24 protein-coding genes and 1 tRNA gene are annotated in these 23,868 nt (G+C 64.3%); all 25 read left to right on the top strand.

The features are described from left to right. The first annotated feature begins 89 nt into the window (after positions 1 to 89). The 25 genes from NP_RS05635 (at position 90) to NP_RS05755 (ending at position 23,835) form a co-directional block, all read left to right on the top strand. The gene (locus NP_RS05635; protein ID WP_011322860.1) at positions 90 to 1,877 is read left to right on the top strand and encodes a flippase activity-associated protein Agl23; all 1,788 of its coding nucleotides are present in this window, start codon (positions 90 to 92) and stop codon (positions 1,875 to 1,877) included. After that, positions 1,874 to 3,028 (top strand): 5-(carboxyamino)imidazole ribonucleotide synthase, encoded by a 1,155-nt coding sequence (locus NP_RS05640; protein ID WP_011322861.1) that lies wholly within the window; start codon positions 1,874 to 1,876, stop codon positions 3,026 to 3,028. The genes NP_RS05635 and NP_RS05640 overlap by 4 nt, the downstream gene beginning before the upstream one ends. Positions 3,029 to 3,108: 80 nt before the next feature. After that, a complete protein-coding gene (locus NP_RS05645; protein WP_011322862.1) occupies positions 3,109 to 3,717 on the top strand; it encodes a nitrous oxide reductase accessory protein NosL in 609 nt (202 codons plus the stop codon). Positions 3,718 to 3,791: 74 nt separating this feature from the next. After that, positions 3,792 to 4,412: a 5-(carboxyamino)imidazole ribonucleotide mutase gene (gene purE / locus NP_RS05650; protein ID WP_011322863.1), complete on the top strand. Its 621-nt coding sequence runs from the start codon at positions 3,792 to 3,794 to the stop codon at positions 4,410 to 4,412. Positions 4,413 to 4,515: 103 nt separating this feature from the next. Further along, entirely contained in the window at positions 4,516 to 4,920 is a 405-nt protein-coding gene (locus NP_RS05655; protein ID WP_011322864.1) for an NADH-quinone oxidoreductase subunit A, read from the top strand. Further along, positions 4,917 to 5,600: an NADH-quinone oxidoreductase subunit B gene (locus NP_RS05660; protein ID WP_011322865.1), complete on the top strand. Its 684-nt coding sequence runs from the start codon at positions 4,917 to 4,919 to the stop codon at positions 5,598 to 5,600. Before NP_RS05655 ends, NP_RS05660 begins: the two co-directional genes overlap by 4 nt. After that, on the top strand, positions 5,597 to 7,267 hold the full coding sequence (locus tag NP_RS05665) for an NADH-quinone oxidoreductase subunit D (protein WP_011322866.1): 1,671 nt from the start codon (positions 5,597 to 5,599) through the stop codon (positions 7,265 to 7,267). Before NP_RS05660 ends, NP_RS05665 begins: the two co-directional genes overlap by 4 nt. Continuing rightward, complete coding sequence (locus NP_RS05670) at positions 7,267 to 8,325, top strand: complex I subunit 1/NuoH family protein (protein WP_011322867.1); 1,059 nt, start codon at positions 7,267 to 7,269, stop codon at positions 8,323 to 8,325. Before NP_RS05665 ends, NP_RS05670 begins: the two co-directional genes overlap by 1 nt. Further along, entirely contained in the window at positions 8,325 to 8,786 is a 462-nt protein-coding gene (locus NP_RS05675) for a NuoI/complex I 23 kDa subunit family protein (protein WP_011322868.1), read from the top strand. The genes NP_RS05670 and NP_RS05675 overlap by 1 nt, the downstream gene beginning before the upstream one ends. Before the next feature lie 60 nt (positions 8,787 to 8,846). Then, entirely contained in the window at positions 8,847 to 9,359 is a 513-nt protein-coding gene (locus NP_RS05680; RefSeq protein WP_011322869.1) for a hypothetical protein, read from the top strand. Positions 9,360 to 9,419: 60 nt separating this feature from the next. Continuing rightward, positions 9,420 to 9,695, top strand: coding sequence for an NADH-quinone oxidoreductase subunit J (locus tag NP_RS05685; protein ID WP_011322870.1), 276 nt, complete (start codon positions 9,420 to 9,422; stop codon positions 9,693 to 9,695). Next, positions 9,692 to 9,973, top strand: coding sequence for a hypothetical protein (locus NP_RS05690; RefSeq protein ID WP_011322871.1), 282 nt, complete (start codon positions 9,692 to 9,694; stop codon positions 9,971 to 9,973). Before NP_RS05685 ends, NP_RS05690 begins: the two co-directional genes overlap by 4 nt. Beyond that, positions 9,973 to 10,287, top strand: coding sequence for an NADH-quinone oxidoreductase subunit NuoK (gene nuoK / locus NP_RS05695; RefSeq protein WP_011322872.1), 315 nt, complete (start codon positions 9,973 to 9,975; stop codon positions 10,285 to 10,287). Before NP_RS05690 ends, nuoK begins: the two co-directional genes overlap by 1 nt. A 1-nt stretch (position 10,288) precedes the next feature. Then, complete coding sequence (gene nuoL / locus NP_RS05700) at positions 10,289 to 12,328, top strand: NADH-quinone oxidoreductase subunit L (RefSeq protein ID WP_011322873.1); 2,040 nt, start codon at positions 10,289 to 10,291, stop codon at positions 12,326 to 12,328. Beyond that, positions 12,329 to 13,876 carry a complex I subunit 4 family protein gene (locus NP_RS05705; RefSeq protein WP_011322874.1) on the top strand — a complete coding sequence of 516 codons (1,548 nt, stop codon included), beginning with the start codon at positions 12,329 to 12,331 and terminating at the stop codon, positions 13,874 to 13,876. Further along, entirely contained in the window at positions 13,876 to 15,363 is a 1,488-nt protein-coding gene (locus NP_RS05710; RefSeq protein ID WP_011322875.1) for an NADH-quinone oxidoreductase subunit N, read from the top strand. Before NP_RS05705 ends, NP_RS05710 begins: the two co-directional genes overlap by 1 nt. A 45-nt stretch (positions 15,364 to 15,408) precedes the next feature. Beyond that, a complete protein-coding gene (locus tag NP_RS05715; RefSeq protein ID WP_011322876.1) occupies positions 15,409 to 16,857 on the top strand; it encodes a DHH family phosphoesterase in 1,449 nt (482 codons plus the stop codon). A 33-nt stretch (positions 16,858 to 16,890) separates the two neighbouring features. Then, a complete protein-coding gene (locus NP_RS05720) occupies positions 16,891 to 17,706 on the top strand; it encodes a CBS pair associated ParBc domain-containing protein (RefSeq protein ID WP_011322877.1) in 816 nt (271 codons plus the stop codon). Between the two features lie 90 nt (positions 17,707 to 17,796). Continuing rightward, positions 17,797 to 19,482: an acyl-CoA mutase large subunit family protein gene (locus NP_RS05725; RefSeq protein ID WP_011322878.1), complete on the top strand. Its 1,686-nt coding sequence runs from the start codon at positions 17,797 to 17,799 to the stop codon at positions 19,480 to 19,482. Positions 19,483 to 19,536: 54 nt separating this feature from the next. Beyond that, the gene (locus NP_RS05730) at positions 19,537 to 20,832 is read left to right on the top strand and encodes a UDP-glucose dehydrogenase family protein (protein WP_011322879.1); all 1,296 of its coding nucleotides are present in this window, start codon (positions 19,537 to 19,539) and stop codon (positions 20,830 to 20,832) included. Between the two features lie 66 nt (positions 20,833 to 20,898). Continuing rightward, entirely contained in the window at positions 20,899 to 21,495 is a 597-nt protein-coding gene (trmY, locus tag NP_RS05735) for a tRNA (pseudouridine(54)-N(1))-methyltransferase TrmY (RefSeq protein ID WP_011322880.1), read from the top strand. Between the two features lie 41 nt (positions 21,496 to 21,536). Continuing rightward, entirely contained in the window at positions 21,537 to 22,283 is a 747-nt protein-coding gene (locus NP_RS05740; protein WP_011322881.1) for a hypothetical protein, read from the top strand. A 65-nt stretch (positions 22,284 to 22,348) separates the two neighbouring features. Further along, positions 22,349 to 22,421, top strand: a tRNA-Pro gene (locus NP_RS05745). A 175-nt stretch (positions 22,422 to 22,596) separates the two neighbouring features. Beyond that, positions 22,597 to 22,971, top strand: a complete 375-nt coding sequence (locus NP_RS05750; protein ID WP_011322882.1) for an SWIM zinc finger family protein — start codon at positions 22,597 to 22,599, stop codon at positions 22,969 to 22,971. A 183-nt stretch (positions 22,972 to 23,154) separates the two neighbouring features. Beyond that, positions 23,155 to 23,835 carry a hypothetical protein gene (locus NP_RS05755; protein WP_011322883.1) on the top strand — a complete coding sequence of 227 codons (681 nt, stop codon included), beginning with the start codon at positions 23,155 to 23,157 and terminating at the stop codon, positions 23,833 to 23,835. The last annotated feature ends 33 nt before the right edge of the window (positions 23,836 to 23,868 follow it).

A 23,868-nucleotide genomic window follows, 5' to 3' on the forward strand; every position in this document is an offset into this window, starting at 1 on the left:
CCCGTAAGCCACTGCTGTTGTGCGGGAGGGCTCCCCGTGTCCGCCGTAGACCAGAAAGATTCTAATCCCGCCTCTGCAGTAGCCGAACGATGAACCTTCGCGACCGGACCGTACAGGCCGTCGTCGGACTGACGGTCGTCGCCGTCATCCTCCGGACGGTATCGCTCGGTTCGCGGGTCGCCCACTGGGACGAGGGGCGGGTCGCCTACTGGGTCCTCGAATACGGCGACACCGGCGTGCTCTTTTATCGCCCAATCGTCCACGGGCCGCTGCTGAAACTCGTTAATGCGCCGCTTTTCGAGTTGCTCGGCGCGACCGATTTCGCTATGCGGTTGTTTCCCGCCCTTGTCGGTGCGCTGTTGCCGCTTTCGGCACTGCTCTTTCGCCACCGACTCCGCGATTCGGCAGTCGTCTCCCTTGCGCTCTTGCTCGCGCTCAACCCCGTCTTGCTCTACTACTCGCGATTCATGCGTAATGACATCTTGGTCGCTGCGTTCTCGTTTCTGGCCTTCGCGTGTCTTGTGCGTGCTATCGACTTCGACGATGGTCGTTACCTCATTGTGGCGGCAGGTGCGCTGGCGCTCGGGTTTGGCGCGAAGGAGAACGCCCTCGCCTACGTGTTCGCATTCGTCGGTGCTGCGGGGCTGCTGTTCGGCCATCGCCTCGTCTTCGGCTACCTCGACGGCCGGTCGCCGGCAACGGTGGCTGTCCAGTACCTCCGATGGGGATACGATGGGCTGCGACGCCACATTCGCTCGGTGGTCGCAAGCGTCGTGACGTTCCTGCTGTTGATAACGTACATCCACGCCCCCCGAGGCGAACTTCCGTCGCAGGGGCTGTACTACGCTTCCTGTACCGACTACGACCCGTACTTCGATGTCGCGACCGCCCCGACCCTTGGCGAGGCTGCCACGAACCCCCTGTTATTGCCGCGGCTGGTGTGGTTTTCGGTCGGTTCGACGGCCGAACTCTACGCCTGCCAGTGGATAACGCCCCGGACGGATGACCCGAACCCGCTCTTGGAGTTCATCCACGAGATGGGGCTGATAACGCTCGAATCCTCGACGACGCTCGCCGTCCTCGCCCTCGCCGGGTTCGGGCTGGCGGTTTTCCGCGCCCGCCCCCCGGACGACCTCGTCTCCTTTACGTTCTACTGGGGGGCTGCCTCGATGGTCGGGTATCCGTTCATTACCGACATCGGCGGCGCGTCGTGGCTCGTCGTCCACATCGTCCTGCCGCTCGCCGTTCCTGCCGCGGTCGCACTCGGGGCGCTCTGCGAGACAGGCATTGAGGCAACCCGGGACGGCGACACGGCGAGTGCCGCCCTTGCTGTGGCGCTTGTGGTCGTCCTTGTCGGGTCGATGGCGTGGACCGGCTACGCGACAAGCGCCGTCAACACCACCGACGATGACAACCCGCTCGTCCAGTACGCACAGCCGTCCAACGACCTCCGGCAGTCGCTCGATGAGATGTCACGGCTGGCCGAGGACAACAAAGCCGGGCCGGATGTCATCGTCTACGGACAGGAGCTTTCGGACCCGACGCCTGATGCGGAACTCGACCGTCGGCCGGCGTGTGTCGACTGGTTTGAGACGCTGCCGCTGGCGTGGTATTTCGAGGCCGACGACATAACCGTCGCGTGTGCGCCCATCGAAGGCGACCTCTCGTCGGCGCTCGAAACCCACGACCCGCCGGTCGTCATTGCCCACGAGGACGACCGCCTCGGCGTCGACAACCGGGTCGACGACCGCTACGAGGACCGAACCGTGATGATGCGGACGACGGATACGCCGTTCGTCTACTACGTCGACGCCGAGCGGCTCGACGGGACCGAACAACAACCTTCTATTCAGTCGCCCGCACAACCCCGGACATGAGACATCAGACCCCGGCAGCGACCGTCGGCGTCGTCGGCGGCGGCCAGCTCGGACGAATGATGGGCGAGGCCGCCGGTCCGCTCGGTGTTGAGCTGGTGGTCTCGGACCCGACGCCGGACTGTCCGGCCGCGCCGGTCGTCCGCGACCAGATTGTCGCCGACTTCGACGACTACGACGCCATCCACGAACTCGCCGAACGGGCTGACGTGTTGACGTTCGAAATCGAACTTGCCGACCCCGACGAGATGGCGGCGGTCAGCGAGGCCACCGACACGCCGGTCCATCCGACCCCGGAGACGCTGCGAACGATTCAGGACAAGCTCGTCCAGAACCGCGCGCTCGATGACGCCGGGATTCCGATTCCGGCCTACCGGCAGGTCGATAGCGTGGCTGACCTCAGGGCGGCCGGCGAAGCGCTCGGCTGGCCGCTGATGCTCAAGGCCCGCGAAGGCGGCTACGACGGCCGCGGCAACCGCCCCGTCGAGGGGCCCGAGGAAGCACCCCAGGCCTTCGAAGCCGTCGGCGGGGCCGCGCTGGCAGAGGAGCTCATCGACTTCGAGCGGGAGCTTGCGGTCATGGGCGTCCGCGGCGCGGACGAAACCTGTGCCTATCCGGTCACCGAGACCGTCCACGAAGCGGAGATTCTCCGTGAGCTTGTCGCCCCGGCCCGCGTCGATGACGCCGTCCGTGAGCGTGCCCGCGAGGTCGCCTTCGACGTGCTGGAGATGCTCGATGGTCGCGGCGTCTTCGGTATCGAGCTGTTCGAAACCGCCGACGGCGGCATTCTAGTCAACGAAATCGCGCCTCGCCCGCACAACTCCGGCCACTGGACCATCGAAGGAGCGGGGTGTTCGCAGTTCGAACAGCACGTCCGTGCGGTGCTCGGCTGGCCGCTCGGCTCCGCCGAGGCCCGCAGCCCTGCCGTGACGCGGAATATCCTCGGCGACGTCGACCAGCCGGAGGCTGCGTCGCTCGCCGGCACCGGCGAAGTGCTGTCGACTCCTTCCGCGTCGCTCCACTGGTACGGCAAGCGGGAGGTCCGGCCGCTTCGGAAGATGGGCCACGTGACGGCCACTGATGCGGACGCCAACCGCGGCGACCTGTTACAAACCGCCCGCGAACTCGACGACGCGCTAACGTTCGAAACGTAGGACGGCGAGGCTTTCGCCTCGAATTTTCCGTACCCCCTCGATAGAGGGGTTTTTGCGGCTCCCACCCGAACTGCGTACCGATGCAACAGCGGCTATCAGACAGCCGGCGTCGGCGGACGGTACTGGCAGCCATCGGTGCGGGAGCAGCGGGACTTGCGGGTTGTCTGGACGGCGGCTCCAGCAACGACCCCGAAGACGATGCTTCGCCCGAAGTGTCCGACCAGTCATTTCCCGACCACCCGGTGACGGAGCCGCGTGACCCACCTGAAGGTCGCCGCTGTGACGGTCCCTGCGGGATGGTGGCTGCGGAGTATCCCGACTGGAACGCACAGGTTGCACACGCCGACGGGCAGGGTGCGTTCTTCGACACGCCCGGCTGTCTGGTCGCCTACTACCAGCACCACACCTTCTATGACGGGCCACCAGCAGAGATTGAGGGCGTCTGGGTCCGGGACTTCGAGACGACGGAACTGCTTGACGCCGCTGAGGCGTACTTCGTGCTCGACACCGACGACGGCCGACACGCGGAGCCGATGGGGTCGAACCCGAAGCCCTTCGCCGACCGCGACGACGCTGTTTCCTACGTCGAGTCCTATCAGGACCTCACGACCGACGACATCGTCGGCCTCGACGAGTTCGGCCCCGAAGAGGCACACGTCTACCGCGACTATCCGCTCGACGAGGCCTGAGGACGGCCTGAGACCGTAGGCCCCTGCCGATGTGGACCACAACGTCCAAGCGCCACCGGCGCGGTGGACCTCGTATGACACGTTCCGAGGAAGTGGCGGCGCTTATCGACCTGTTCGAAGCCGAAGCCGAGCGGGACCGCTCCGATGCGGAGACGCCCGATATCGGCATCGTCATGGGGTCGGATTCGGACCTCGATACGATGTATGGGGCCTACGAGGCGCTGACGGAACTCGGCTTCGAGGAGGTGACCGACTACGACGACCCGCCGGAGAGCCGGTTTACCTTCGAGACGTTCGTCGTCTCGGCCCACCGGACGCCGGAGCTGATGTACGCCTACGGCGAGACGGCCCGCGACCGCGGCCTCGATGTCATCATCGCCGGCGCGGGCGGTAAGTCGGCTGACCTCCCGAACATGACCGCCTCGATAGCGTACCCGCTTCCGGTCGTCGGCGTTCCGGTCCACGAAAAGTCAGTCAGTTCGGTCATTGGAATGCCGACCGGCGCGCCGATAGTCGCTGTCGACGCCGGCAAGTCGTTCAACGCTGCGCTGTCGGCCGTCCAGATGCTTGCCCGCGGCCACCCGGAACTCGAAGCCAGACTCGAAGCGTATCACGATGACCTGCAGGACAACGTCGGTGCGGTCTCGAAGCGGCTCCACGAACAAGGCACCGACCGGTTCCGCGAGTCCCGGTGAGCGGGTAGCACGGCCCGGCGTTCGACCATCTCATCGACGGTTGGTGGCCGACTCAACAACCCTTATGTAGCAGACTTCCGAAGTCACGTACGATACAGACCGTATGAGTGATCCATGGATCGCCGTCGGAGCGCTGGCGGTCGTCGGGCTCGCGATTCCGCTTTCGATGATTGTCATCTCGAGCCTGCTTCGCCCCAGCGTCCCCGAGCAGGGTAAAAGCGCCACCTACGAGTCCGGCGAAATCCCGACGGGGGATACGCGCATCCAGTTCAACATCCAGTACTATATGGTCGCGCTGCTGTTTCTCGTCTTCGACGTTGAGACAGCGCTCATCTTCCCGTGGGCGCTGATATACAGCGACGCGGTCGCCGAATTCGGCCTCGTTCGGGTGTTGGTACCGATGCTCGTGTTCCTCGCTATCCTCATCATCGGACTCGGGTGGGCGTGGCGGAACGGTGCCGTTCGCTGGGTTAGAAGCGAACGCGCGGAAATCAAGACTGAACTATGAGCAGCGAAAAACTCCACGATACGACTTCGACGCAACAGGCCCGGATGGGTGACGGCGTCGACGACCGGTTCAACTCCAAACTCCGGGAGGCGTTCGGCTCGACGCCGTTCATCCTCACGAAGTTCGACAAGTTCATGAACTGGGTGCGGGGCAACTCGATGTTCATGCTGCAGTTCGGTATCGCTTGCTGCAGCATCGAGATGATTCACACCTACGCCATCAAACACGACCTCGACCGGTTCGGGGCGGGGGTCCCCCGGGCGTCGCCGCGGCAGGCGGACGTTATCATCGTTCCCGGGACCATCGTCTCGAAGTTCGCCCCGCGGATGAAGCGTGTCTACGACCAGATGCCCGAACCGAAGTTCGTCGTCGGGATGGGTTCGTGTACGATTTCGGGCGGTCCCTTCCAGGAGGGGTACAACGTCATCAAGGGGGCCGAAGAGGTCATCCCCGTCGATATCCACGTTCCTGGCTGCCCCCCTCGGCCGGAGGCGCTCATCTACGGCATCGCCAAGCTTCAAGAGCGCATCCGAAACGGCGAAACCTCTCCCGTGACGGTCAAGCCTTACGAACTGGAGGAGTTCGGCGACCTCGAACGGGACGAACTGGTACAGCACCTCGCAGACCAAATCGACGAGGAGGACCTTGTCATGCGGTACAACTGGGCTGATTCGCCATGAGCCTGCAGGAGCCAGCCTCCGACATCGGAGAGACGGCCGACGGCGAGGTCGACTACGCCGAACTCGAAGCGCTGCTCGGCGAGCACGTCATCGACCGGGAAGAGCACGTCAACGCGCCCGCGTTCGTCGTCCGTCCCGACGAGGTTCAGGATGTGCTGTTCGCGCTGCGCGACGAGGCGGGCTTCGACTATCTCTCGAACGTCACCGCACAGGAGTACGAGGACCGCTACGAGTCAATCTACCACCTGAAAAAATACGATGACCCGACACAGGAGGTCGGCGTCGTTGTCCCGGCAGCCAAGGGCGAGCCGGTAAGCCAGACCGCCGAGCCGGTCTACCGTACCGCCGACTGGCACGAGCGTGAGGCCTACGACCTCGTCGGCATCGAGTACGAGGGCCACCCCGATATGCGGCGGATTCTCCTGCCGGAGACATGGCAGGGCCACCCACTCGGGCTGGATTACGACCCCGAAAAGCCGCAGGTCGTCCCCTTCCGCGAGCACAAAAACCCGCTCCAGCCGGACGAACACAGCGCCGAATCCGACACGATGTTGCTCAACGTCGGGCCACACCACCCGGCGACACACGGCGTGCTTCACGTAAAAGCGGTCCTCGACGGCGAGCAGATCGCCGACGTGGAACCGGACATCGGGTATCTCCACCGCTGTGAGGAGCAGATGTGCCAGCAGTCGACGTATCGGCACCAGATAATGCCGTACCCCGACCGCTGGGACTACGTCTCCGCCGGTATCCTCAACGAGTGGGCCTACGCCCGCGCCGCCGAGGACATGGCGGATATCGAGGTTCCGGAGTACGCACAGGTCATCCGGACGATGTCGGCGGAGCTGTGCCGCATCGCGAGCCACATGCTCGCGCTGGGGACCTTCGCGCTGGACGTCTTCGGCGACTTCACCGCGGTCTTCCAGTATGCCTTCCGGGACCGCGAGGTCGTCCAGAACATCCTGGAGGACCTGACCGGCCAGCGGCTCATGTTCAACTACCTCCGGCTCGGCGGCGTCGCGTGGGACGTTCCTGAGCCGCGCGAGGCGTTCTTCGAGAAGATTCGGGACTTCCTCGACGACCTGCCGGAAAAGACCAAGGAGTACCACAACCTTATCACGTCCAACGAAATCTTCCAGGCACGCTGTGTCAACACCGGCGAGCTGCCGCCGGCGGTCGCAAAGCAGTACGGTGCGACCGGGCCGGTCGCCCGCGGCTCCGGCATCGACATCGACCTGCGTCGGGACGACCCGTACGGCTACTACGAGGAACTCGACTGGGATGTCGTTACCGAGGATGGCTGTGACAACTACAGCCGAGTACTCGTCCGGATGCGCGAAGTCGAGGAGTCGGCAAAGATTATCGAGCAGTGTGTCGACCTGCTGGAGGAGTGGCCGGAGGACGACCGGGAGATTCAGTCGAACGTCCCCCGGACGCTCAAGCCGGACCCTGACACCGAAGTCTACCGCGGCGTCGAGGCCGCCAAGGGCGAACTCGGCATCTACATGCGCGCCGACGGCACGGACAAGCCTGCGCGGTTCAAGATACGGAGCCCGTGCTTCTGTAACCTGCACACGCTGCGTGAGATGACCGAAGGCGAGTACATTCCGGACCTCATCGCATCGCTCGGGAGTCTCGACATCGTCCTCGGGGAGGTGGACCGATAATGCTGCAGGGCGCGCCGCTGCCGGAACGGCTCGCGGAACTGCTCGGGCTCGGTCCCGGCCCCGGGAGCACTGCTCTCGCGGCGCTTCTCGGTGCCGCAATCGTTGGGACACTGATGATGACGATGACTGCCGTTGCCGGCCCGTGGGCAAAGCGAAAGGTGACGGCAGCGTTCACCGACCGGTATGCGGTCAACCGGCTCGGCCCGTTCGGCATCATTATCATCGTTGCCGATGCGGTGCGGCTGCTCTCAAAGGAGCTTATCGTTCCTGACGGCGTTGACCGACCGACGTGGGACCTCGCGCCCATCGTGCTGGCCTTTTCGGCGCTTTTGGGCTTCGCCGTTATCCCGATGGGAAGCGGTATCCATCTGGCTGACCCCGAAGTCGGGCTCGTCTACGTCTTTGCCATCGCCTCGATTGCCTCGCTGGGGCTCGTGATGGCCGGCTACGCCTCGAACAACAAGTACTCGCTTCTCGGCGGGCTGCGGGCGGTCGCCCAGAACCTCGCCTACGAGATTCCGCTGGTGCTCATCGCTGTCTCGGTCGTCATCTTCGCTGGCTCGCTGCAGATGAGCGAAATCGTCGCCGCACAGGCCGAGCCGCTCGTTGACCTCGGTGTTGCGACGATTCCGCAATGGTATGCCTTCGTCAACCCCTTCGCGTTCGTGCTGTTCCTCATCGCGAACCTGATGGAGGTCGGTCGCAACCCGTTCGACATCCCGGAGGCACCGACCGAGATTGTCGCCGGCTATCAGACCGAATACTCCAGCGTCTACTTCGTGCTCATCTACCTCGGGGAGTTCCTCCACATCTTCCTCGGCGGCGCGATTATCGCGACGCTGTTCCTCGGCGGTCCGGCCGGCCCCGGTCCCGAGGCTCTCGGCATCGTCTGGTTCCTCGTCAAAATCTGGGCCGTCTACCTGTTCACACAGTGGGCTCGCTCGGCGCTGCCGCGGCTTCGTATCGACCAGCTCATCGAAGTCGGGTGGAAGGGAATGCTCGTGTTGGCCTTCGCTAACCTCATCCTGACGGCCATTATTGTGGGGGTGCTCGCCTAATGATCGGAATGCTCAAATCGATGGCAACGACGATGAAGCACGCGCTGGACGGCGAGAAGTTCACCGTCCAGTATCCTGAAGAAACACCGGAGGTGTCGCCGCGGTTCCGCGGTGTCCACAAGTTCTCACAGGAGCGCTGCATCTGGTGTCGCCAGTGTGAGAACGTCTGTCCGAACGACACCATCCAAATCGTCACCGACGATATGCGGAACGGCGAACAGTACAACCTCCACATCGGCCAGTGTATCTACTGCCGGCTCTGTGAGGAGGTCTGTCCCGTCGATGCCATCCTGCTGACCCAGAACTTCGAGTTCACCGGCGACACGAAGGACGACTTGGCCTACAACAAAGAGCAACTCAAGAACGTTCCGTGGTACAAGGACATCGACCCGCTCGCGTCGCGTGAGCCGGACCGCGAAGCGTGGGTCGGCGAGGGCGACGGCGAAGTCGACTACCAGTAGCCCCTCCGACGCTTCTTTCGCTTCGAAAGGTATTTTTTGTTCCCGTTTGCGGGTGGTAGTATGCGCCCTCCACTCGCTCGCGATGCCGACAGCGGTAGCGACCGTGTTCGCTCCCGTTCCCCCGGTGTCGACGCTGGCCTCGCCGCAGCCACCGTTGCGGCCTGTGTACTCGTCTCGCTTGTTCCAGCCCTCGTCGTCGCCGATGTCGCCGGGCTCTTCGGCCCGTCGGTCGACCCGCTTGGCCTGACTGTGGGCGTCGTCGCCGCAGGTGTCGTTGTGCTCCCGGCGGCTTTCGGAATGGGGTGGTTCGTCCGGAACGCTGTCCCGGCCGTTCCCGGTGCCGGCATCCTCGCCGGCGGCGTAGCAACGGCCGGGACCTACGCCTGCGGGCTCGGTGTCTGCTTTCTCGGCCTGACTGCTGCCGGCCTCGTCTCCGGCGCTGGTCTTCTGCCGGCGGCTGCCGACAGCGCAGCGGTGACAGCGGCGGCTGGCGGAGCAGCCGTCGCCTACACCGGCTGGTTGGCGTTTCCGCTCGGCTGCCTCGGCGGACGGCTGTACACGCGCACCGCGTAGAGCCCTGCCGGCGACCGAATACGGAAATCTTCAAAAGGTCGCCGGGTGCAGGGTAATGTAATGGCTGTAGTACCGCTTGAGACACTGGCGTTTCTGTTGTTCGCCCTGCTAACGGTTGGGGCGAGCCTGGGCGTCGTGTTGGCCCGTGACGTGTGGCATTCGGCGCTGTTTCTCGGCGCCGCGCTGTTCTCCGTCGCGGTCCACTACGTGATGTTACGCGCCGAGTTCCTCGCGGTGATTCAGGTGCTCGTGTACGTCGGTGGGGTATTAATCCTGATTACATTCGCGGTCATGCTCGTCCGCCAGGATAACACCGGCGGGGAGGCCCTGACATGACGACGCGACCGCGGCTCTACCGGGGGTCGAAGCTCGCCGGCGTGTTGGCCGTCGGGCTCTTTGCCTTCCTCGCGGCGGTGTTTTTGACCGCCGGATTCGGAACGTCGGGGGCGTTCCCGGAGGGGTCGGTGACAGAATCCATCGGCTACGCGATGTTCGACCTGCCCGGTGGGGATATCGACAGCGAAGGGTTCCTCGTTTCGTTCATCCTCATCGCGCTGGTCCTGGACGCTGCACTTGACGGCGCAATCATGCTCGCTAAAGGGGGTGAGGAGTGATGGTACTTGAGACCGTCCCCGCCGAGTATTATCTGGTCCTTTCGGCGGCCGTCTTCTGCATCGGCCTGTTCGGCATTCTGACCCGACGCAACGCGTTGATGTTCCTGATGAGCGTCGAGCTGTTGCTCAACGCCGCCAACATCAACCTCGTCGTCTTCGCCTTCTATTGGGGCGAGGTGACCGGACAGGTGTTCGTGCTGTTTACGATGGCGCTTGCGGCCGCCGAAGTCGCCATCGGCATCGGTATCATCCTCGTGTTGCATCGGAACTTCGACAGCGTCGACGTGACGGAGGCAGCTACGCTGCGGTGGTAAGATGGATCTGATATACCAACTCACTCCGGCTATCGTGCTCGTGCCGCTCGCGACGTTTATTATCAGTCTCGTCTTCGGCCAGTGGATGCCGAAGAAGGGAGCTATCGCCGGTATCTTCGCGACGGCGGCGACGCTTGGGCTATCTGTCGTGACGCTCGGCTGGCTCGTCCTCACTGGCGAACCGCACAATCAGACGTGGTATACGCTCGTTGCTGGCGATGAAATCGTCGAGTTGAGCTTCGGTATCCTCATCGACCAGCTGTCGGCGTCGATGCTCGTCATCGTCTCGCTTATCGCTTTCCTCGTTCACGTCTTCTCGCTCGGCTACATGAACGACGAGGGCGAGCCCGGCCTGCCGCGGTACTACGCCGGCCTGAGCCTCTTTACGGCGAGCATGCTCGCGTTCGTCATCGCTGACAACCTGTTCATGGCCTTCGTCTTCTTCGAACTCGTGGGGCTGTGTTCCTACCTGCTCATCGGCCATTGGTTCCGCGAGGACGCGCCGCCGTCGGCGGCCAAGAAGGCGTTCCTCGTCACCCGCTTCGGCGACTACTTCTTCCTCGTCGGCGTCGTCGGGGTGCTCGTGACGTTCGGCACCGCCCAGTTCGCCGGCGCGGAGGGCTTCCCGGCGCTCGCCCAAGCCGCCCTCGACGGCGAAGCCGCCATCCAGACCTTCGGCCTCTCAGTTGAAGGCTGGCTGTCGGTTCTCGGTCTGCTCGTTTTGGGCGGTGTTCTCGGTAAGTCCGCGCAGTTCCCGCTGCACACATGGCTGCCGGACGCGATGGAAGGTCCGACCCCCGTCTCAGCGCTGATTCACGCCGCGACGATGGTGGCGGCCGGTGTCTTCCTTATCGCCCGGATGTACGGCTTCTACGCCCTGCTGCCGACGGTGCTGGCGATTATCGCCTTCGTCGGCGGCTTCACGGCACTGTTCGCCGCGACGATGGGCGTCGTCAAAAACGAAATCAAGCAGGTGCTGGCGTACTCGACGATTAGCCAGTACGGCTACATGATGGTCGCACTGGGCGCTGGCAGCTACGTCGCCGCGTTCTTCCATCTGACAACCCACGCCATCTTCAAGGCGCTGCTGTTCCTCGGGGCTGGCGCGGTAATCATCGCGATGCACCACAACGAGAACATGTGGGACATGGGCGGCCTGAAAGACGAGATGCGGGTGACCTACCTCACGTTCCTGGCTGGTTCGCTCGCGCTGGCCGGCATCTTCCCCTTCTCGGGCTTCTGGTCGAAAGACGAGGTGCTCTTCGATACGCTGGTACACGCCCTCGGTGGAAGCACCCTCCTGCTCGGCGCCTATATCATGGCGCTGGGGGCGGTTTTCCTGACCGGCTTCTACACCATCCGGATGGTGATGCTCACCTTCCACGGTGAGCCACGGAGCGATACCGCCGAGGACCCACACGGTGTCCGCTGGAACGTCAAGACGCCGCTTTCGGTGCTCGGCGTGCTGGCGGTCGTCGCCGGCGTTATCAACCTCGTTCCGGTCGAGAAGCTCACTGGGCTTGAGGTGTCCTTCCTCTCTGAGTTCCTGAGCCGCGATGTGGGGCTACTCACGGACAATGCCCACTACAGCGAGCTACTCGAAACGGCCGCCTACGCCGGCTACGAGACGGGCTATCTCGGTGGCGGCGAAGAGATGACGGTGCTTCTCGGTGCCGGCCTCGGCCTCGGGCTTGCGCTTCTCGGTGCCGGCTCCGCCTACGGCCTCTATCGCGGTAGCGACCCCGTTCGACATACGGCGAAACTCGGCAGTCTCCAGACGGTTCTCATGCACAACTACTACCAAGACGAGTATCAGGTGTGGCTCGCGGAGGGCTTTACCGTCCGCCTCTCGAAGGCCGCCGACACCTTTGACCAAGGTGTTATCGACGGCGCGGTCAACGCAACATCGAGTGTGAGCCTCGCGGCCGGCGACCGCGTCCGGCGGCTCCAGACCGGCCTCGTGACCAACTACGCAGCGCTCATCATCCTTGGCCTGTTGGCGCTGCTTGTCTTCTTCGCCGTGCTTGGGGGGTGGTTCTGAATGTTTATCGAAGCGCTCATCCTCCTGTGTCTGGTCGGCGCAGCGGCCGTCTTCATCGCTCCGGACCGGTATGCCCACAAGCTCGCGCTCGGGCTCTCGGTGCCGCCGCTTGTCGTCTCGCTGTATATGTACGCCGCCTTCGACGGCAGCGGTAACGCGTTGCTCGGCGGCGACATCGCCTACGAGACGGCCACCGAATGGCTCCAACTCGGCCAATACACGGTCTCCTACCACGTTGGCCTCGATGGCATTTCGCTGCCGCTTGTCGTGCTGTCGACGGTGCTGACGACGCTTGCCATCCTGAGCGCGTGGACGCCCATCGACGAGCGCCAAAGCGAGTTCTACGGGCTGGTCCTGCTGCTTGAGGGGAGCCTCATCGGCGTCTTCGCCGCGCTGGATTTCATCCTCTGGTTTGTCTTCTGGGAGGCCGTTCTGATTCCGATGTATCTGCTCATCGGCGTCTGGGGCGGCCCGCGCCGGAAGTACGCCGCTATCAAGTTCTTCGTCTACACGAACATCGCCTCGCTTGTGATGTTCATCGGCTATTTCGCGCTGGTCTTCGGCCTCGGCGACGCCGTTTCTTCGACGGGGATGCCGGCGGTCGCACAGGCGCTTCGTGCCGACCAGCTCGGCTATCTCGGCACCGCGGCGGTCGGTATCGGGCCTGATATGCTGGCGATGGCGGCCTTCCTCGCGATGTTTGTCGGCTTTGCGGTGAAGGTCCCCGTCGTGCCGTTCCACACGTGGCTGCCGGACGCCCACGTTGAAGCGCCGACACCGGTGTCGGTGCTGTTGGCCGGTGTCCTGCTGAAGATGGGTACCTACGCGCTGCTCCGGTTCAACTTCACAATGTTGCCGGACCAAGTCGAGACGTTCGCAGTCCCTATCGCTCTCATCGCCATCATCTCGATACTCTACGGAGCGCTGTTGGCGCTGGCACAGAAAGACCTCAAGCGTATCGTCGCCTACTCGTCGGTCTCCTCGATGGGGTATGTCATCCTCGGGCTCGTCGCCTACACCGTCTACGGGGTCGGTGGCGCGACCTTCCAGATGATCGCCCACGGCCTCATTTCCGGGCTGCTGTTCATGACGGTCGGCGTCTTCTACAACGCCACCCACACCCGGATGGTCGGTGACATGGGCGGGCTCGCAGACCGGATGCCGGTGACGGCCGGCATCTTCATCGCCGGCGCGTTCGGCTACATGGGGCTGCCGCTGATGGCCGGCTTCATGGCCGAGCTGTTTGTCTTCATCGGCGCGTTCCAGTCGGCGATTCTCCCTTACGCGCCTGTCATTACCGCAGCGGGGATGTTCGGCATCGTCGTCGTTGCCGGCTACCTGCTGTGGGCGATGCAGCGGTCGCTTTTCGGCCCCTTCCGACTGGAGACCGACTACGAACTGGAGCGAGCACCGGTTCACGACATCGTTCCGCTGTTGACGCTCGTGGCGCTCATCATCGCACTCGGTGTCGCCCCCGACCTCATCTTCGAGATGATACGGGATGCGACACACAGCGTCATTGATTACGATTTCGGAGGTGACCTCTGATGGTATCCGACTGGCTCCTGCTTGCACCGCCGGCTGCCTTCATTACGGCAGCCCTGGCACTGTTCGTCGTCGACGCCATCTCGTCCGACGAAACGAGCGGCTGGCTGTTGTCGGGGGTCACTACCGCCGGCGGGCTCGCTGCCGCCGCCATCGCCGGTGTGCTCTTGCTTTCGGAGACGGCGGCCGGCGGCGTCGAGCTGTTCGGCGGCCAGCTAGTGGTCGACGGGATGAGCCTCCTGTTTACGTTCATCTTCGGCAGCGTGACCGCGCTGGTTGCGGTCGCGTCGCTGGATTACATCCGTGACCTGCCCCACAAGGCCGAGTACTACCTGCTCATCTCGCTTGCGGCGACCGGGATGTCGCTTATGGCCTCGGCCAACAGCCTCGTGGTCGTCTTCATCTCGCTTGAGCTCGCGAGCCTGCCGTCGTACGCCCTCGTTGCGTACCTGAAGAACAACCGCGGCTCCGTCGAGGCGGGTCTGAAGTACTTCCTCATCGGAGCGCTGTCGTCGGGTATCATGCTGTACGGTATCTCGCTCATCTATGCGACGACCGGCAGCTTCTTGCTTGGCGACATCGCTGCCAGCGTCGGCGAAGCGGCAAGCACCCATCCCGGTGTCTTCGGTGTGGGGCTGTTGATGGTCATCGGCGGCTTCGCGTTCAAGACGGCGTCGGTGCCGTTCCACTTCTGGGCACCTGATGCCTACGAGGGAGCCCCTGCACCGGTCGCGGCGTTCCTCTCGTCGGCCTCGAAGGCCGCTGGCTTCGTCATCGCCTTCCGGGTGCTGCTTGTCGGCTTCCCGATTCAGGAAGTCGCAGCGACTGTCGACTGGGTGCTCCTCTTCCAGATTCTCGCCGTCGTCACGATGACGGTCGGGAACTTCGCGGCAGCGACCCAGTCGAACGTCAAGCGGATGCTCGCGTACTCGTCTATCGGCCACGCCGGCTACGTCCTCATCGGACTGGCGGCACTGACGAACGTGGGCGGCCCCACCGCGGAGGCGACGGTGCTCGGCGCGAGCATGTTGCACCTGCTCGTCTACGGCTTTATGAACACCGGCGCGTTCCTCTTTGTGGCGATGGTCGAACACTGGGACGTTGGCCGCACCTTCGAGGATTACAACGGGCTTGCCCGTGAGGCGCCGCTGGCCTGCGTGGCGATGACCATCTTCCTGTTTTCGCTTGCGGGCCTTCCGGTCGGCGGCGGGTTCCTCTCGAAATACTACCTCGTCGTCGGCGCGGTCGGCACCGGCGTCTGGTGGCTCGCGGTCGTACTGGCGATAAACAGCGCCTTGAGCCTGTACTACTACAGTCGGGTTGTCAAGGCAATGTGGATAGAATCGCCGGCGGAGTCGCTTACCATCGAGCGATATCCCACCGCGCTGTATGCTGCCGTAATGGCCGCAGCAGCCGTGACGGTGCTGTTGCTGCCCGGTCTATTTGTCTTCGACGGGGCCGCCTTCGACGCGGCGGCGGCGCTGCTGTAGCGCCCTCCAGCATACTTTAGGCTATCGAGCGCGCACGCTTTGATTATGGACCGGTTGGTGTTGGGGTGTGCGCCGGGGACCCGGCAGTTCGTCGAGCAACTCGCCGAGCAGCCGGCATCGCTGCTGGTGCTTGTCGGCGACGAAGCCCGCGCCGACACGCTCCGGGACAGCGGCATCGACACCCGGGTGGTCGACCCCACCGACCCGGCCGCTATCAGGACAGTCGCCGGCGACGCTGCGTCGGTCGTCGTCGCGCCCGAGGCGAGTCCAGAGGCGGCAGCCATCGCCGACGCGGCGCGCAGTGCTTACCCGGATACCTTTCTGCTCGCCTGCTTTGGCCGACAACCATCCGAACCGGTTCGGTCGGAGGTTGCGGCTGTCGCTGACCGTGTCGTTGACGGACTCGCGGAGACGCGTGACAAGCTACTGGCGGCCGTCGGCGAGGGCGGTCTCCGGACCCGAAAGCTCCAGCACGTACTCCGGACTATCGACGGGCCGCTCGCGGTCGTTGCCCACGACAACCCCGACCCCGACGCCATCGGGTCGGCCATCGGCCTCAAACGCATTGCCGAGGCCGCGGGCGTCGAGGCGACCGCCTGTTATTACGGCGACATCAATCATCAGGAAAACCGGGCGCTGGTCAACCTGCTGGAGTTCGACCTTCGCAGTCTCGATGCCGACTGCGACCCCTCGTCGTTCGGTGGTATCGCACTCGTTGACCACTCGCGGCCGGGGGCTAACGACGGCTTGCCGCCCGAAGCGGACATCGACATTGTCATCGACCACCACCCGCCTCGCCAACCGATACAGGCGCGCTTTGTCGACCTGCGAAGCGATGTCGGCGCGACCTGTACGTTGGTGGCCGGGTACCTGCGCGAACTGGGCATTCCCATCGACGAGAATCTCGCCAGCGGCCTCCTGTACGGCATCTGGACGGACACGCAGTCGTTCAGCCGAGGGGTCGCCCGGGCTGACTTCGAGGCGGCGGCAGCGCTCATCGAGACCGCCGACAGGGAGGCACTGCAGCGAATCGAATCGCCGAGCGTGACTGCCGGGACGCTCGAAACCGTCCAGCGGGCCATCTCGAACCGAACCGTCAGAGACGACGTACTGGTGACCTGTGTCGGACAGGTTTCCGACAGAGACGCGCTCTCGCAGGCTGCGGACAAGCTGTTGAACATGCAGGACATCTCTACGACCCTCGTCTGTGGCTACACCGACGAGACGGTGTTTATCTCCGCGCGGGCGCGAGCAGCCGACCTCGACCTCGGTGAAACACTCCGGGAAGCGTTCGGGCAAATCGGCAGCGCCGGCGGCCACGCGGACATGGCCGGCGCCCAGATACCGGTCGGTATTCTCCTCGATGACGCCGACGAACGGGAGCGGCGGAGCGTTATCGAGGACGTCATCACCGAGCGGTTCTTCGAGGCCGTCGGGATGACACCGGACTATGTCCCGTTTGTCTACGCCGACACCTTCGGCGGCGTTGAGTGAGCTTTTTGCCGCGTCGGGCCCTCATCAGTACCGATGGACGCCCCGGACGACGGCCTCGACAGCAGGGATAAGCCGAAAGTCGACGACTACATGACACGCGATGTCGCGACGGTATCGCCCGACGACACCGTCGAAGACGTCGCCCAGCGCATTGCCGACAGTGACTCTCACAGCGGCTATCCGGTCTGTGACGGCCGGACAGTCGACGGCTTCGTCAGCGCCCGGGACTTACTGCTCGCCGAGGACCACGAACCGATTTTCAAGGTGATGACCGAAGATATCATCGTCGCTCACCCGGACATGAAGCTCACTGATGCTGCCCGCGTCATCCTCCGGTCGGGCATCCAGCAGCTCCCGGTCGTCGACGATGCCGGCAATCTCGTCGGTATCATCTCCAATGCCGACGTCATCCGCTCGCAGATCGAGCGGGCGACCCCGGAGAAGGTCGGCAAGCTGAAGGAGACACTGGAAAACATCCACGGCGTCGAAGCCACGGAGGACCGACGGACGGTCGAGCTGAACTCGCTGACGCCGACACAGACGAAGGTCTACACCGATGAACTCGAAGGGCGAAGCTACGAGCTGGAAAACGGTCTTGCAGAGCCGCTCGTAGTAATCGACAACGCCGGCGAGCTGCTGCTCGCCGACGGCCACCACCGGGTCAAGGCCGCCAGCCGGCTCGGTATCGAGGAAATGGATGCCTACGTTATCGTTCTGGACCGGCGGGTTGAGCTCGGGATGGCCGAAACGGCCCGCAAGTGCGACCTCGAACGCATCGAGGATATCCAAGAGGTCGACTACGCCCACCACCCGCTGGTCGAGACGACCGAGCGGCTTCAAGAAGAGTAGCCGGCTGCCGTCGGGAACGCGGCCGCTTTTGTCTGCCCTCGTGTGGTATCCGTCACCAACATTCATGCATTCGCCCGACGAAGTTCGGCTATGTTCGACGAGGAGGACCTCGAGACCATACGGGAGGAGCGAAAGCGGTGGGCCTCGGAGACACACGACGACAGCGAGCGGCGGGAGCGGTTTGCGACAGTCTCCAACCGCGAGGTCGACCGGCTGTACACCCCAGCAGACGTTGCTGACCTCGATTATGCGGCCGACCTCGGGTATCCGGGCGAGCCGCCCTACACTCGCGGCGTCTATCCGACGATGTACCGCGGCCGAACGTGGACGATGCGGCAGTTCGCTGGCTTCGGGACTGCCGCCGAGACCAACGAGCGGTTCCACTACCTCATCGATGAGGGACAGACCGGACTCTCGACGGCCTTCGATATGCCGACGCTTATGGGTATCGACTCGGACGCTCCGATGAGCGACGGCGAGGTCGGCAAGGAGGGGGTCGCCGTCGACACGCTCCGGGATATGGAGATCCTCTTCGACGGCATCGACATCGGCGAGGTTTCAACCTCGTTTACGATCAACCCCTCTGCGCCGGTCATCTATGCGATGTACGTCGCGCTGGCGGACAGACAGGGCGTCCCACGGTCGGAGATCCGCGGCACGCTCCAAAACGACATGCTCAAAGAGTTCATCGCACAGAAGGAGTGGGCCGTCCCCCCGGAGCCGTCGCTGGATATCGTCGTCGACACGGTCGAGTTCGCCGTCGAGGAGACGCCGAAGTTCCACCCGATTTCGGTGTCCGGCTATCACATCCGCGAGGCGGGGTCGACGGCAACGCAGGAGGCCGCGTTCACGCTCGCTGACGGCTTTGCCTACGTTGAGGCCTGCATGGACCGTGGGCTCGATGTCGATGCGTTCGCGCCGCTTCTGTCGTTCTTTTTCAACTCTCACAACGACATCTTCGAGGAGGTCGCCAAATTCCGCGCGACTCGCCGCGTCTACGCTCGCTTGCTCGCTGAGTGGTACGGCGCTGAGACCGATGATGCCCGGCGGCTGAAGTTCCACACCCAGACGGCAGGTCAGTCGCTGACGGCCCAGCAACCGCTGAACAACATCGTCCGGACAACAGTACAGGCGATGGCGGCGGTGCTCGGCGGCACGCAGTCGCTTCACACCAACAGCTACGACGAGGCGCTGGCGCTGCCGAGCGAGGAGGCGGTCCGGGTCGCGCTCCGCACCCAGCAGATACTCGCCGAGGAGTCCGGAGCGGCCGACATCGTCGACCCGCTCGGCGGAAGCTTTGCGGTCGAGTCGCTGACCGACGAACTGGAGTCCGACATCGTCGACTACCTCGACGAGATACGGGAGATGGGCGACGGCTCCATCCGCGACGGCGTGTTGGCGGGTATCGAGCGCGGCTACTTCCACCGGGAGATTCAGGAAGCATCGTACGAATACCAAAACCGCATCGAGGATGGCACCGAGACAGTCGTCGGTGTGACCGACTACACTATCGACGAGGAGACGTCCCCGGAGATTCTCACCGTCGACGACGAGGTCCAGCGTCGCCAGCGGGACCGCCTCGAAGCGGTCAAAAACGACCGTGACGACGATGCCGTCGAAGAGGCGCTTGCGGCGCTTTCGGCAGCTATCGAGAACGACGACAACGTCATGCCGCCCATCATCGACGCGGTGAAAGCCTACGCGACGATGGGCGAGATCATGGGCGTCTTCGAGGACCACTACGGGGCCTACGAGGAAGCTGTCGGACTGGCCTGATGCCGCCGCCGCGGGAAGCAAACCCTCAAACCTCGGGCCCCGATACGGGGTGACATGAACGTAAGCGTCGTCGGCAGCGGCTCCCTCGGGACCACCGTTGCGGCCTGTCTGGCCGACCTCGGACACGAGGTGACCGCCGTCGATACTGACGAAGCGACTGTTGAAGCGCTCTCGCGGGGCGAGACCCCCGTCGATGAACCGGGGCTCGGCCCGATGGTGACCGCCTACGCCGGCCGCGGACTAACGGCGACGACGGACCACGCGGCGATACTGGAGACGGACCTGACGATGCTTGCCTCCCCAACGCCGACAGACGAGGACGGCTCGCCCGACACCGGCGCGCTCTTGGCTGCCGCCGAGGCGGTCGGAGCGGCACTGGCTGACGCCGACGGCTACCACCTCGTTGTCGTGAAATCGACCGCGCTGCCCGGTTTTGTCGAATCAGAGCTGCTACCGACGCTTGAGGCTGCAAGCGGCATGACCGAAGGCGAAGACTTCGGCGTCGCGGTCAATCCCGCGTTCCTCCGGGCGGGCAGCGCTGTCGACGACTTCATGGAACCGGACCGTATCGTCATCGGCACCGACGGCGACGACCGCGCGCTCGACCGGCTTGCGGAGCTGTACCACCCGCTCGTCAGCGACTGGGACGTGCCCGTCGTCGAGACTGGCCGCCAGGAAGCGACGATGATAAAGTACGCAAACAGCGCCTTCCTTGCGGCGAAGGCCAGTCTCATCAACGACATCGGAAACGTCTGCAAGGAAGTCGGCGTCGACACGTACGCCGTCGCCGACGCGCTCGGCGAGGACGACCGCATCAGCGAGCGGTTCCTGCAGTCGGGTGTCGGATGGGGTGGCAGCCGCCTGCCGGCAGACACTACCGCGCTCGCCTCGGCCGCCCGTGACGCTGGATACGAGCCGGCGATGCTCGAAGCCGCTATCGAGGTCAACGACCGCCAGCCCCAACGGCTGCTGTCGCTGTTGGAATCCCATTGTGAACTTGCTGGTGCCCGCGTCGCGGTACTCGGCCTTGCATCCGAGGCCGGCTCCGACGATGTCCGCGGCTCTCAGGCCAAGCCGGTCATTGCGGGGCTTCGCGACCGCGGCGCGTCCGTCGTCGCATACGACCCTCGCGCAGCCGATGCGATGGCCGAGACATACCCGGACATCGAGTATGCCGACTCGGCGGCCGCCGCGCTCGATGGGGCTGACGCCGCCGCGTTCCTCGCCGGCTGGCCGGCGTTTGCCGACCTCGACGCGGAGTTCGATGCGATGGCTGAACCGGTCGTCGTGGACGGCCGGCGCATCGTGGGCCGCCGCGAAGGACTCGTCTACGAAGGGTTGACGTGGTAACCCCCGGAGACGGTCCCGGTGACCACGAAGCGGCGGCGATTTAGGCCTCCGCCACCCACCGTCGGTATGCGACAGTTCATCGTCATCGGCCACGATGTCCCGACCGACCCCGACGCGGTCTCGCTTGCAGACCTTCCCGGGGCTGGCCGGCTCGATGTCCTCTGCCGGTGTCTCAACAGCGCTTTCTTCCTGTCTCACGACCTCCGGGATAACGTCCGGGTATGGCTTGTTGTCGGCGACGAGTACGCTATCCGCTTCGAGGGAAGCGAACTCCGCCGGCTGAACCCGGACGAGCGCTCGACGGCAGCGCTCGTCCGAGGGGCGCTTGCGGCCCGCGAGAAAGCTATCGGCTCGATGGCAGCCAACCCTTCACCCGGCGTCTACATCCGCACGCAGTCACTTTCCGGGCTACTGGAGTCGGTCGCAGACGACGGCCCGCTCGTGACACTCCACGAGGACGGCCAACCGGTCGTCGACATCGACCCGTCCGCCGAGCCGACCTTCGTCCTGTCTGACCACCACTCCTTCGACGACGCTGAGACAGCACTGCTTGCTGCTCACGCCGACCGGCGCGTCTCGCTGGGTCCGGAGCCGCTGCATGCCGACCACGCGATTACGGTCGCACACAACTACCTCGACACCGACGGCTACAATCGCTACTGAGCGACGCGCAGGTTTATATCACATTGCGCGGAAGCGTCGGCATGGCCCTCCCAATCGGACAGACGATAGCTGACGGTATCGAGCGTGCGGCGACGAAGACCGGCCTCGTGCTGGCAGTCGTCCTGATAGCCTATCAGCTCCCGCTTGTCGCCGCGACGAACACACTCTTCGAAGCGCTGCTGCCGGCCGAGGCCGCCGCTGAGGCCGACATCGGCCTGACGCTGCCGCTTTCGGCCGACGCCGCGGCGGCGATTGCGGTCCTTGGATATCTCTTTGGCGTTGCTGTCGCCGTTGTCGCCGCCCGCGCGCTGGCCCGTCCGCACGCAGCGCTCTCGACGTTCCCCCCGTCGCTGTACACCAGACGTATCCTCCGAGCGACCCTTGCGGCACTCGTCGCGGGGCTACTCGCGACGGTCGCTATCGGGGTCGGGACGCTTTTGCTCGTCATCCCCGGCCTCTTTTTGCTCGTCAGTTTCGCGTTCTACCTCGTCGTTATCGGGGTCGAAGACGAGGGGCCGCTGTCGTCGCTGCGCCGTAGCTGGCAACTGGCCTCGGGCAACCGCTGGCGGCTGTTTGCGCTGATTCTCATCGTTGGCATCGCCGTCGGCCTCGTTTCAAGTGTCGTCTCGATTGCTGCGGCAGTTACCGGGTCGATGGTGGCAAGCGAGGTCGCATCCATCTTGGTCGCCGGCTTCCTCGGCATCGTCGGCTACGGCGTCATCATCGAGGCCTACCTCTGGCTCCGTGAGAACGACGACCCGGCGGCGGCCGCAACCGCCTCGATGTGACGTTTTCCCACTGGATATCCACGGACCACAACGCTTAAACTCGCCGACGGCTACCATCCGAGTGCGGGCCGGTGGGGTAGCTTGGTATCCTTCGGCCTTCGGGTGGCCGTAACCGCGATTCGAATTCGCGCCGGCCCACTACCCGCTTCAATACTTTGGTACCTCAGGTAAACAGACACATCAATACCGGGGGTGCCAGCCATGACGGCTGACGCCTGCCGCTGTGACGGCCCGCCCATCCGACAGACGGACGACTCCGGACGCGACTACTGCGGCCGTTGCGGAGCTATGTTGGGCGGAGGGGGTGCCAGCCATGACTTCTAAACTCGACTTCGAGGCCGAACGCGACGACGGCAGCGAATCGTGGGACCGCTCCGACCCACTAAACGCCGTTATCTGCCGGATGTCGTGGCGCGAGTGGGCCGTCGCACTCCCCGACGGCGACGAAGCACATATCTGCGAGCTGCACCACGACGGCCGCGGCTATCAGGGCCGCTGTGACTGTCAGGGCTTCAAATTCCACAGCGGGCCGTGTGCTCATCTCATCGCCCTGCGGAAAGCCGACGCCCTCGGCCTGCACGACGCCCGCGGCGACCGCATCGAGCTCGCATCCGACGACCGCCGGCACGCCGACGACATCGAGGACGCGGTCGACCGAGCCGCCACCGACGGAGGACGCAACCGATGACGCTCAAACTCAAACAGCGACACCGACGACCGCGACGGCGACGACGACAGCAACGCGCACGCGCCCCCGCGCGTGAAGCCGCCTCCGCAAGCGTATGGGGGGGTCCGACTACGTATTGCCATTCCCAACGCCTTCTTGCGATTCACTACGTAGTCGCCGGTCGACTACGTTGGGGGTGCAGCTATGAGCAAAGACATCGAGCAGAACCCAACACGCATATCGGTCAACCCCAAGTCGGCCTTCGATGTCGGCGAGCTGGACGACATCGCCGACGACAAAGATATGAGCCGGGCCGCACTCCTGCGGGAGATTATCGGCGACTACGTCGACGAACACACCGACGACGACGGCGAAGTTACCAACCCGGACCTCGCGAAGCCGGAGCACCCCGACCTGCGGGACGCCTTTATGACGTTATTGGACGTGAGCGACCACCCACGCGGCCCGCGCCGTATCTCGGTCGACGAAGCCGAAGACGCCCTGTATAGCACGGACTGCGCGAAGTCGAGCGTCCGGCGACGATACCTTGAGCCGCTCCGAGAGGACGGCTATATCGCGGTCAAATGTGGCCGTATCACCGTTCGACGCCGAACAGTCGAGGAAGTCGAACGCCGACAGGAGACGGCCGACCGACAGGCCGACACGCTCGCCAAGAGCGAACCTACCAACGACGACGACCGCGGCGACGGCCCCGTGATGGACGAGCTGGACAAAGAACACCGGAAGCTAATCAAGTCGAGACGCGCCGACATCGACCCCGCACTCGATGTTATCGGCTGGGCCTGCGAAAACACCGTTTGGGACCACGGCAATCAGACAGCCGTCCGCGCCGACGGTGGGGAGGTTACCAACGATGGCGAGTGAGCAACGCGGAGACGGAGACATCGAGCAGTCCAC

The organism is Natronomonas pharaonis DSM 2160, assembly GCF_000026045.1.
In the GTDB taxonomy this organism is placed as follows: domain Archaea; phylum Halobacteriota; class Halobacteria; order Halobacteriales; family Haloarculaceae; genus Natronomonas; species Natronomonas pharaonis.